We start from the raw sequence: 11,640 nt of genomic DNA on the forward strand, positions 1-11,640 counted from the left end.
CGCTATGTCTAAGAAACCATCAGATAATAGCAAAATAGATAAAAAGAGTAGTAAGCCTGCTAAACAAAGGAGAGATGTCCTCGTAGTTTCTGATCACTGTAAAAACTGCGGAACCCCAGTACAACTAGACCAGCGATTCTGTTCTCATTGTGGAGCAAAGCGCATGTATAACAGACTCAATACCCGTAATCTTCTAGAGGACTTCACAGAGCGTTTTCTCAATATTGAGAATGTCTTCTTAAAAACGTTTATTGTATTATTTACCGCACCAGAAGATGTAATCCATGGCTATGTAGAAGGTCTTAGAAAAAGGTATATGTCTGCATTTGGGTATTTTGCTGTAGCACTTACCATCACGAGTATCTATACTTTTTTCTTTAGAAATTGGTTTATTGATTCTGAGAGTTTCTCTGAGTTTTCAAATGGATTTGCTAGCGGATTCAAATCGCCTGATACTACAATATTGAATGATTACATGGACTTTGTGTTTGATTATCAAAGTCTCTTTAGTTTTCTATGTATTCCGCTGTATGCTGTGATTTCAAAACTGGTTTTTTGGAACTATAAGCAGTATAATTTTATAGAGCATATTGTCATCTATTTATACACCTATTCTCAGGTTCAGATTTTAATGTCTGTGCTTGGTATGCTCTTCATCTGGTCAGATATGGCGCAGGTGATTTTAGGAGTAGTGACTACTGTATTTCCTGTAATTTATACGATTTATGTACTCTATAGAATATTTGACTTAACAATAGAAAAGGCTATACTTAAAACTATACTATTTCTAGCCATACTATTACCACTATCATGCCTTTTTATGAGTGCTGTGGGCGGGATTATGTATGCTACTGGTATGCTTGACGAGTTTGTAGCAAATGTAAAACAGCAATCAGAGTTAACCAGAGCAGCTCGAGAAGCCGCTGTAAAAGCAAAGGACTCTATACGTGTAGATAGTATCAAAGCAGCTGTGCAAATCGTAAAAGATACGCTCAATTAATCTCTTGAATATTAAAACCAACCTATGTCTAAGTTATCTCGCGCTGAGAAAAAAGCTTTAAAAAAGAAACAGAACCAACTAGAAGTAAAGGATACCTGTGTAAACTGCGAGCAATTTATAGCGCTAGATCAAAGGTTTTGCTCACACTGTGGAGGTAAGCGTATTTACAATAAACTCACGTGGCGTAATCTACTAGAAGACTTTGTAGATCGATTTTTTAATCTAGAAAATTCCTTTATCAAAACGTTTGTTGCAATGTTTCGCCAGCCAGAAGATGTGATAGGTGGTTACATAAATGGAATGCGCAAGAAATACCTTCCTGCCTTTAGCTACTTTGCGATTGCGATTACTTTTACGAGTGTTTATTATTATTTACTTAAAAGCTGGTTTTGGGATAATTATATGACTGCACAAAAACTTGTTTATGATGAGTCTGTGCCGCAAGCGCAGCTAGAGCTTCAAGAAAGTATTGCCACCCTTTTTATGGAAAATCAATCACTATATATGTTTTTGATAATTCCATTTTTTGCGGTGATGTCCAAAATAATCTTTTGGAATTATAAAAAATATAATCTCGTAGAGCATTTTGTAATCTATTTATATGTCTATAGTCACTTTTCTATGATAAGTGTTGTAATGCAAATTGCATTTATATGGAGTCCTACTGCACTTAATATTCTAAGTGTAATAGTATTTTTATTAATGCTTATTTATACTATTTACGTGCTTAAAAGATTGTTTAAACTCACTATGGCTAGTGTGCTTGTAAAGACGCTTTTTTTCTTTTTAATATTTACCGTTTTTTCCTGTGTGTTAAGCTTACCAATAGTTGCCCTGGGTTTTATGTCTGCAATTGAGGTGAATCAAAACGGTGAAAAAGAAATAGACGACAGCAATTTTATAGGGAAATTTATGAAAATGGCCCAAGAACAAGAACGCCAAAAGAAAATCAAAGACTCCATAAAAAAAGACAGCCTCAAACGTTTAGAGTATGAGCTAGAGATCACTCCAGATATGATTAAAAATAGACCTCAGTAGGTATTCGCTTTCGCGAAAGCGTAACAACAATATTGTTCTCATAAAAATCTCTTAAACGAGTGGTGATTGTGAGCCTTTATTTGGTACTTTACTAGACCCAGCATAAAGTAATATATGAAACTATTTAAAAAAGAATTTACCAATAATGAGATCCTATTCTACGTAAGGCGTGCCTTGTGGATACTCTTTGCGTGGATGCTGGTGGCAAATATTATTTTTCTTTATGACTATGCAACGCTATCATCTGCAGATGCACTTACGTCAGATTTTGATTTTGAAGTTTCTTTTAAGGCAAACTTGCTAGTGTCCATCATGGCTGGCTTGATAGGAGGTATTTTTACCGTTAATATTATGGAGTTGTGGTTGCGTAAATATGCATTCTGGAGAGCGCTTATTTACATCACATTACTCTACATAGTTATTGCATTTATTGTGGGCACCGTAGGAGCTTATTACTATTATGCAGATTATTTAGGATTGCAATTAACTAGCGACGCACTTTTTAACCGTGTTTCCTCATTTTATACAGAGCATATTTTTATAAAGAATTTTGTTATTTGGCTATTCATAGTCCTGTTCACGCTTATCATTTTGATGATTAATGATAAGTATGGTCCGGGCGTTTTTCCAGATTATTTGATGGGGCGTTATTTCCACCCTAAAACAGAAACGCGCATTTTTATGTTTGCAGATATTAGAGACGCCACCAGAATTGCCGAAAAACTGGGCGAACAAGAGTACTTCAATTTCTTAAAAGACTTTTTTAATGATATCGCTCCAGCTATTATGCAAACTAAGGGCGAGGTATATCAATACGTAGGTGACGAGGTTGTAATCACTTGGAAGATGAAGAACGGCGTAAAAAATGCAAATGCCTTGCGCTGCTATTATCGTATGAAAAATACGATTTACAAGAAATCTATAAAATATTATAAGCGCTATAACGCCTTACCCGATTTTAAAGTTGGCTTTCATTATGGCCAAGTGACGGTAGGGGAACTGGGCAAAATAAAGCGTGATATTGCCTTTTCTGGAGATGTACTTAATACAACGGCTCGTATACAGAGCATGTGTAATGAGAAGGGTGTAGATATTCTTGCGTCCAAAGCTTTTGCAAACATTTTACCTAAGTTACCAGGCACTACACGAGTCGTTCCCGTAGGAGATGAGCTTCTTAAAGGTAAAAAAGAAGAAGTGTCGCTAGTGACTTTTGAGCAGGGGAATGTGAATTAAGATCTAAGCATGATTGCGCTTTCGCGAAAATGTGCTCAACAGACTAGCATTGAGAACTAGCTAGCTTCTGCTTGTGTAAACTGTACTTCATACAGATTACGGTAATGTCCATCTTCCTTAGCGAGAAGTTCTTTATGGGTTCCTTGCTCAATGATTTTACCTTTTTCCATCACAATAATCTGATCTGCTTTTTTAATAGTAGCAAGGCGGTGAGCAATGACAATAGAGGTTCTTCCCTTAGTGATTTTATTAATCGCTTTTTGAATTAACTGCTCACTGTGTGAATCTACAGATGAGGTAGCTTCATCTAGTACGAGGATAGATGGATTGCTTACATAAGCTCTTAAAAATGCTATGAGCTGGCGCTGGCCGCTAGAAAGCATTGAGCCTCGCTCTTTTACATTATAGTGATATCCATCAGGAAGACTAGAAATAAATTTATGAACGCCTATAGTCTTTGCGCTTTCTATCACCGTTTCCTCAGAAATGTCCGGATTGTTAAGCGTGATATTGTTTAAAATAGTGTCGGCAAATAGGAATACGTCTTGTAATACAACAGCAATCTCATTTCTTAGATTGTTCAGTTTTATGTTTTTAATGTCTGTCCCGTCTAGTAATATCTTACCGCTATCTATCTCATAAAACCTACTAAGCAAGTTAATGATAGTTGATTTTCCTGCACCTGTAGATCCTACAATGGCAATGGTTTGTCCAGGTGTTGCAGTAAGTGATATTCCCTTGAGCACCTCCTCATTTTCTATGTAAGAAAATCTAACGTCCTCAAAATCTATTTTACCCTGTACGTTGTCTAGTTCTAAAGTCCCTACGTCTTTAATAGATGATTGGGTGTCTAAGATGCCAAAAACACGATTTGCAGCAACCATTCCCATTTGTAAGGTGTTGAACTTATCTGCTATCTGTCTAAGTGGTGTAAAAAGCATTTGTATGTAGCTTATAAACGCAGTGATTAGTCCTATGGTGATAATATCACTTTGCGCAGCTTTAAGACCTCCGTACCACACGATGAGACCTATGGTAACAGAAGTACATATCTCTGCGATAGGGAAGAAGATGGAGTTGTACCACACCGTCTTGTTCCACGCGTCCATGTGCTTTTTATTAATCGCTTGGAATTTTTTATGCTCGATGGCTTCACGGTTAAAGATCTGGACGATTTTCATCCCAGTCACACGTTCTTGTACAAAGGTGTTGAGGTTTGCTACTTGCGTGCGTACTTCTTCAAAAGCTACTTTCATCGCTTTTTGAAATACACGAGTTGCATATAAAATCACCGGGAAAACAGCAAGAACAATGAGTGTAAGTCTCCAGCTCTCATAAAACATAAATGCAAGCACGACACTCATCTTTAATAAATCTGCTATAATCATAAACAGACCTTGAGAGAAGATACTTGAGATGGTCTCGATATCACCTACAGCTCTAGTTACTAATCTCCCCACTGCCGACTTGTCAAAATATTGCATCTTGAACGCAAGCATGTGATCAAAAAGTTTTACTCTTATATCCTTGATTACTTGTTGTCCTATCCAGTTAGAAAAATAAATAAATAGCAATTGAAAAAGAACTTCGCCAAAAAGTACAGCGGCCATAAGCCTTATATAAAAGAATAAGTCATCACTAGATCGTTGTGATATCCCTAAATCTATGGCGTTTTTAAGAAAATAAGGGCGCAGCGCGGCACAGAGAGAAAGTACAATGGCGGCTACGGCAGCTACATATAATCTACTGCGATACGGTGTTGTAAAAGCAAGTAAACGTTTAAATAATTGCGTATCAAAAGCTTTTCCTTTAGTCTCTGCCATGATCTTTATAAATTGTTTCTGGGTATAAAATCTCAGTCAAATATAAACCACGTCCAGGAACAGATTTTCCTGCTTGTGATCTACTTTTGCCAGTGATTACCTCGTGCATCCATGCAACGTCTCTTTTTCCTTCTCCTATCTCTAATAATGTTCCTACAATGGCTCGTACCATATTGCGTAAAAATCTATTTGCAGTGATATGAAAATGATATTCATCCTCTTTCTCTATCCACTCTGCACGAGTAATATCACAAAGATAGGTGTTAACGTCAGTATTTGATTTAGAAAAGCACTCAAAATCCTTATAGTCCAGCAGTATTGCCGCAGCATTGTTCATGGCGTCAAGATCTACGTCATAGCGTAGCGTAGGTGCATAATCTGCCGTAAAAGGGTTTTTATGTTTCCCTATGCGATACACATAAGATCTACTCGTGGCATCAAAGCGAGTATGTGCTTTATCTGCCACTTTAAAAATGCGTTTAAATGCGATATCTTTTGGTAAAAATCGGTTGAACTTATGGGTAAGATGATCTATGCCTTCCTGAGTAGAAAACTGGTCATCATTCCAGTCAAAGTGCGCATACATTTGTGTAGCATGTACACCGGCGTCGGTGCGTCCTGCTCCCATAATTTGGACGGGTTTTCGCAAGATTGTAGAGAGTGATTTTTCTATCGTTTCTTGTACCGTCACAGCGTCAGGTTGTCGCTGCCAGCCGTGGTAGTGTTTTCCAAAGTAAGAAAGCTCGATAAAGTAACGCACTGTGTTGTATTTTTGTGGCAAATATACGCTTTCGCGAAAGCGCACTCAAATGAAAAAGATACTCCTACTAAGCGATACACATAGTTATATAGATGATCATATCTTGGGTCACGTAGACTGGGCAGACGAGGTCTGGCATGCTGGCGACATAGGTGACTTAAAAGTGACAGATGCAATAGCAAAAAGAAAACCGCTTCGAGCTGTTTTTGGAAATATAGATGATACAGAAGCACGACAAGAATTTCCTCTTAATAACAGGTTTGTGTGTGAAGGGGTAGATGTTTTGATTACTCACATAGGAGGTTATCCAGGAAGATACTCTCCAGCCATACGCGAGGAGATTTATAGCAACCCACCTAAGCTTTTTATATGCGGGCATAGCCACATCTTAAAGGTGATGCCAGATAAAAAAAGAGGACTACTACATATGAATCCAGGAGCGATAGGTAAACATGGCTTTCACAAAGTGCGCACTATGCTCAGATTTACAGTTCATGCAGGCAAGATTGAGAATCTTGAGGTGATTGAAGTGGAGCGATAGTTGAGGTTCTTAGGTGTTGATTTTCAATATGGAAGGCTTCTGAATTGAGGATTGTAATACTTGAAGCTTACATTTTGTAGGATTGTAACATTTTCGCGCAAGCATATTTGCCTTCCCACTAGTAAATAGTATCTTTGCAGCTCATTAAAAATAAGGATAATGCAAGACGGAATTTACGCAAAGATACATACGCCAAAAGGCGAAATTACTTTAAAATTAGAGCACGAGAAGACGCCAGGAACGGTAGGAAACTTTGTAGCACTAGCAGAAGGTAACCTTGAGAACTCACAAAAGCCTCAAGGAACTCCATATTATGACGGTTTAAAATTTCACCGTGTAATTCCTGATTTTATGATCCAAGGTGGTTGCCCACTAGGAACGGGAACTGGTGATGGAGGATACAAATTTGATGATGAGATTCACCCAGACTTAAAGCATGATGCTCCAGGAAAACTTTCTATGGCAAATGCAGGTCCAGGAACAAACGGTACTCAGTTTTTTATTACACACATCCCTACAGATTGGTTAGACGGTAAGCACACTGTTTTTGGTAACGTTGTTGAAGGACAAGAAGTTGTAAATGCAGTGGCTCAAGGTGATGAGATGACAAAAATCGATATCATTAGAGTAGGAGCAGAGGCAGAAGCATGGAACGCTGTTGAAGCTTTTAGAACTTTTGAAGGTTCAAGAGCAAAGCGCATTGAAGAAGAAAGAGCAGCTCAGGCAGCAGAGATTGAAGCACTAGCAACAGGTTTTGAAACTACAGCTAGCGGTTTGCGCTACCAGATTATACAAAAAGGTAGTGGAGCAAAAGCAGAAAAAGGTAAAACCGTTTCTGTACATTACAAAGGAGCACTTCCTGATGGAACTGTGTTTGATAGCTCATTTAAAAGAAATCAACCTATTGATTTTCAATTAGGAGTAGGACAAGTAATTCCAGGATGGGATGAGGGGATTTCTTTATTAAATGTAGGAGATAAAGCACGTTTAGTAATTCCTTCAGATTTAGGATACGGAAGCGCTGGTGCAGGTGGAGTAATTCCTCCTAATGCAACATTAGTATTTGACGTAGAGCTTGTTGCTGTAAAGTAATTAGTTTCTGATACATATTTTAAAAGGTCTGACTTGCGTCAGACCTTTTTTTATGGAATTGTGTCAATTATGTTTTGTATCGCAAAGCTTTGCTATTTTTGATGATATGGAAGCACTACAATATCCTATAGGAAAATTTCAAGCACCTGTGCAGATTACTCAAGAACATCTCACAGCGTGGATTGAAACTTTAGACCAATTACCTGCTAGACTACGAGCACTTACAAAGGATTTAAGTGACCAGCAGCTAGATACTCCATATAGACCTGAAGGATGGACAGTGCGCCAAGTCGTGCATCATCTAGCAGATAGTCATCACAATAGTTACATACGTTTTAAATGGGCACTTACAGAAGATAATCCTATTATCAAGGCGTATGACGAGAAGGCATGGACAATGCTGCCTGATCTAGAAGGGGCACCTATAGAGTGGTCACTGCGACATCTTGAGGTGATCCATCATAAACTGGTGCAATTACTTAAGGTAATGACAGAAGAACAGTACAATAGAACCTTCACACATCCCGACGGAAATAAGGTAGTAACCTTAAAAGAAAACCTAGGGCACTACGCATGGCATAGTAGTCATCACTATGCGCATATAGAAAACTTAATGAAAAGAAGTAATTGGTAGCAATACACACAACGCATAAAAAAGTCCCACATAGTGAACTATGTGGGACTTTTATTTGACAGCAATGTACTACTTACAACTAATTACCATTTTATAATGGAGCTAGCCCAAGTGAACCCACTTCCGAAAGCTGCTAGAACCACTGTGTCACCTTCTTTTATTTTTCCATTTTCCCAGGCTTCGGTAAGGGCAATTGGGATAGAAGCTGCGGTTGTGTTACCGTATTTCTGGATATTGTTATATACCTTATCATCGCTCAACTTAAACTTTTTCTGCACAAACTGCGAGATACGTAAGTTGGCTTGATGTGGGATAAGCATGTCAATATCTGACACCTCTAGGTTATTCTTTTGTAAACCTTCCATAATTACTTCAGAGAAGCGTACTACGGCATTTTTAAATACAAACTGGCCGTTCATATAAGGATAGTAAGGTATGTCCTCTTGCGGATTAGTTTCAATAAGCTCAGGAACCCATTGCTCTGTGCTTGGTCCTTTAAGAGAAAGCTCTAGTGCATGCTCACCTTCACTATGTAAGTGAGAAGAAAGAATACCTTTATTAGTATCCTCTTCACGAGAAAGTACCGCTGCACCTGCACCGTCACCAAATATGACAGAAACACTGCGCCCACGAGTAGTAAAGTCAAGACCTCCACTATGATTTTCTGATCCTATTACAAGTACATTTTTATACATACCAGATTTAATAAACTGATCTGCTGTAGCCAGTGCATAGATGAATCCAGAACACTGATTACGCACATCTAGTGCAGGAACCGTCTCCATACCCATTAAGTGTTGTACTTGCACACCACATCCAGGGAAGTAATAATCTGGACTAAGCGTCGCAAAAACAATCATGTCGATATCCTTGTTTGTCAAGCCTGCGCGCTCTATTGCGATTTCGGCAGCTTTTACGCCCATTTTGGCAGTAGAGTTGCCATCACCCTTTTTTATATGTCTTCTTTCTTTTATACCTGTGCGTTCTTGAATCCATTCATCATTTGTATCCATCAGTTTTGATAGATCATCGTTTGTTACCACGTTTTCGGGAACGTACTTACCAAGACCGGTAATTTTAGAATTATACATAGTGTGTGATGTGTGTTTGAAAGAGTGTTTTGTGACTAGATACGCTTTCGCGAAAGCGTACTTGTCAATTTATCGGCTGTAAAGATACTTTTTTACATGGCGGAGATAAAGCGTAAATGAATCATTTATTATGCATGCATAAGATAGCGAGAGATAAACATAAAAAAGAGCGCCCGACTAAAAGCGCTCTTTTAAAAAACAACCTAACCAATAAAGTACCATAAAAGATTACGGTACACTTATTACCGTCTATGCCACAGAGTCTGCAGCTATATAATTTTTAAAATTATTGACTTTAATCTGTGCCTTTAGGTCATGCATCAAATTATAAAGTCCGAAGAATGTTCTGTTTATATACAAGAAGTGCTTACTTCCTCTATTGCCATTCATTTTACGTATTTCTGTATCCTTGCTATATTTCTCACTTAGCACTGCTATTTGATCAAAAAACTCACTATTTCTAAAGTCGAATTCCTCTTGCTGCATAGGTTGCGTAAACAAACTCAACATCTCGTGGAAAAGTGCCGAAAAGAAAGTTACCGTCTCTGCATCATCGTCCTCTCTAAGTATTTCAAGTTGATAAAGCTTTTGCTCAAATATCTCAGGATTGTTAATGTTTGCAGGTTCAGCTAGTTCAAAATATGGCACATAAAAATCTTCAGGTACATGTTTTATGCATCCAAAGTCTATTGCAATAAGGTTATGATCCTTATCTACCATAAAATTACCAGGATGAGGATCTGCATGTATGCGTTTGAGCACGTGCATTTGATACATATAAAAATCCCATAAAGCCTGTCCTAACTTATTTGCAGCTTCTTGATTTGTGTTATGTGCTACAAACTCGCTTAGATGCTCGCCGTCCATCCAGTCCATTGTAAGGATACGTTCACTAGAGAGATCCTCATAATAAGCAGGAAATGTAAGATTAGGTATTGCTGCACAGTCTTTTGTCATTGCAATACTTTGTGCAAGCTCAAGATTATAATCTGTTTCCTCAAGAAGCTTATCTTCTATTTCTTTAAAGAATTTTTCTTTTCCTTCGCCTTGAAGATTAAACATCTTTTTGGCAATAGGCTTTACTAATGCAAGATCACTACTGATACTGTCTGCGACTCCTGGATATTGGATTTTCACAGCAAGTTTTTTCCCATTTAATGTCGCTTGGTGAACCTGGCCTATACTAGCCGCATTCACACTTTGAGCCGCAAACGTATCAAATAGATCTTCTGGGTATTTACCTAAATACTTTTTAAATGTCTTACGCACTAAAGGTGCAGAAAGTGGGGGAACTGAAAATTGTGATAGGGAAAATTTTTCTACATATGCCTTAGGCATGATATTTTTTTCCATACTGAGCATCTGTGCTACTTTAAGTGCACTTCCTTTCAAGCTTTTTAAGCCATCATAAATATCCTCAGCATTGTCTTCATTGAGTTGATCCTTTGTTAATGAAGGATTAACCACTTTTTTACCATAGTATTTGGCATAATTTGCTCCTACCTTTACACCAGTTGTAACAAGCCTAGAGGCTCGCTGCAGCTTATTAGTAGGTATGTGGTCTATAGTTTTCATATATAAGGTCCCGTGAGGGATGTGTGTTTGTGTTTATTACTTGAAAATAAAATCTTTATGATTTTGATCCAAAATTTTCTTTGAAAAGAAATTTTCCAAAATCGATAATACTTTCTAGTGGTGTAGTTTCAAAAATGTCAAATATTGCATTTACAGATTTTTCAATAGCAACATCTGTTTTTTCAAATCCTGGAGAGTTGTCACTCATCCAATACTTCAATAAGAATAAGAATTGTACCCACGCACCTTCACTAAATAAACGAACAGGGTTTTTAGTTATCTTATAATTCTTTTCGTCATTTCCAGCTTCAATAAGATTAGATGCATAAGAAGTAAGATGACCTCTCAATTCTTTTAGTTGGCTCATATTTTTGAGCATATTTTTATGCTTGTCTAAGGCGTAAAGAACGTAGCTTCTATTTGCGGTAAGCAATTCAAACATCGTAAAGAAGTAAGAAAGCATTTTCTCTTTGTTAGGATAAGTTTCATAATCACTATCCATATTTAAGACAGCTAAGGTATTTGTATGAAATGCATTCCAAATGCCCGCTTTTAAGTTATCAAAAGATCCAAAGAATTGATAAAATTCGGATTCATCTATCTTTAGGTCTTTGCAAAATTTATATATAGTTTTCGGCTCCTCTCCGTGTTCTAACACATAATCCATATATGCAGATATAATCGTTGAAGAAGTTACTGCTTTCTTTTTGGCAGTTGTTTTTTTAGTCGGTGTCTTTGTAGTTGCCATAATACTTGTTGTTTGCTGTAAAGATACATTATGTTTATCGTTATGTCGATTTGATTAAACAAAAGTTAAGTTAAAATTATTTCAAATTATATGAAACGTAGTTGC

At 37.4% G+C, this 11,640-nt stretch carries 11 protein-coding genes; 6 read left to right on the forward strand and 5 right to left on the reverse strand.

The window, feature by feature from the left end:
- The first annotated feature begins 4 nt into the window (after window positions 1-4).
- The 3 genes from SJY23_RS09900 (at window position 5) to SJY23_RS09910 (ending at window position 3,271) form a co-directional block, all read left to right on the forward strand.
- Window positions 5-1,000, forward strand: coding sequence for a DUF3667 domain-containing protein (locus SJY23_RS09900; RefSeq protein WP_396596210.1), 996 nt, complete (start codon window positions 5-7; stop codon window positions 998-1,000).
- A 24-nt stretch (window positions 1,001-1,024) separates the two neighbouring features.
- Complete coding sequence (locus SJY23_RS09905) at window positions 1,025-2,038, forward strand: DUF3667 domain-containing protein (RefSeq protein ID WP_396596211.1); 1,014 nt, start codon at window positions 1,025-1,027, stop codon at window positions 2,036-2,038.
- Window positions 2,039-2,152: 114 nt separating this feature from the next.
- Entirely contained in the window at window positions 2,153-3,271 is a 1,119-nt protein-coding gene (locus SJY23_RS09910; RefSeq protein WP_396596212.1) for an adenylate/guanylate cyclase domain-containing protein, read from the forward strand.
- A gap of 56 nt (window positions 3,272-3,327) precedes the next feature.
- Here the strand turns inward: SJY23_RS09910 and SJY23_RS09915 are convergent, their stop codons facing one another.
- Window positions 3,328-5,094 (reverse strand): ABC transporter ATP-binding protein, encoded by a 1,767-nt coding sequence (locus SJY23_RS09915; RefSeq protein ID WP_396596213.1) that lies wholly within the window; start codon window positions 5,092-5,094, stop codon window positions 3,328-3,330.
- Window positions 5,081-5,854: a tRNA pseudouridine(38-40) synthase TruA gene (gene truA, locus SJY23_RS09920; RefSeq protein ID WP_396596214.1), complete on the reverse strand. Its 774-nt coding sequence runs from the start codon at window positions 5,852-5,854 to the stop codon at window positions 5,081-5,083. Before truA ends, SJY23_RS09915 begins: the two co-directional genes overlap by 14 nt.
- 49 nt (window positions 5,855-5,903) lie before the next feature.
- Here truA and SJY23_RS09925 point away from each other — a divergent pair, with 49 nt between their 5' ends.
- From SJY23_RS09925 to SJY23_RS09935, 3 genes are all read left to right on the forward strand, one after another.
- Window positions 5,904-6,395 carry a metallophosphoesterase gene (locus tag SJY23_RS09925; protein WP_035334018.1) on the forward strand — a complete coding sequence of 164 codons (492 nt, stop codon included), beginning with the start codon at window positions 5,904-5,906 and terminating at the stop codon, window positions 6,393-6,395.
- A 159-nt stretch (window positions 6,396-6,554) separates the two neighbouring features.
- Entirely contained in the window at window positions 6,555-7,487 is a 933-nt protein-coding gene (locus SJY23_RS09930) for a peptidylprolyl isomerase (RefSeq protein ID WP_396596215.1), read from the forward strand.
- 106 nt (window positions 7,488-7,593) lie between these two features.
- Complete coding sequence (locus SJY23_RS09935) at window positions 7,594-8,121, forward strand: YfiT family bacillithiol transferase (RefSeq protein WP_396596216.1); 528 nt, start codon at window positions 7,594-7,596, stop codon at window positions 8,119-8,121.
- A gap of 83 nt (window positions 8,122-8,204) precedes the next feature.
- Here SJY23_RS09935 and SJY23_RS09940 read toward each other — a convergent pair whose 3' ends face one another.
- The 3 genes from SJY23_RS09940 to SJY23_RS09950 form a co-directional block, all read right to left on the reverse strand.
- On the reverse strand, window positions 8,205-9,212 hold the full coding sequence (locus SJY23_RS09940) for a 3-oxoacyl-ACP synthase III family protein (RefSeq protein ID WP_035334015.1): 1,008 nt from the start codon (window positions 9,210-9,212) through the stop codon (window positions 8,205-8,207).
- A gap of 249 nt (window positions 9,213-9,461) precedes the next feature.
- Entirely contained in the window at window positions 9,462-10,787 is a 1,326-nt protein-coding gene (locus SJY23_RS09945; protein WP_035334014.1) for an AarF/ABC1/UbiB kinase family protein, read from the reverse strand.
- A 55-nt stretch (window positions 10,788-10,842) separates the two neighbouring features.
- Window positions 10,843-11,535, reverse strand: coding sequence for a TetR family transcriptional regulator C-terminal domain-containing protein (locus SJY23_RS09950; RefSeq protein WP_396596217.1), 693 nt, complete (start codon window positions 11,533-11,535; stop codon window positions 10,843-10,845).
- Window positions 11,536-11,640: the final 105 nt, after the last annotated feature.

It is taken from the genome of Dokdonia sp. R86516 (genome assembly GCF_044596715.1).
Classification (GTDB): Bacteria; Bacteroidota; Bacteroidia; order Flavobacteriales; family Flavobacteriaceae; genus Dokdonia.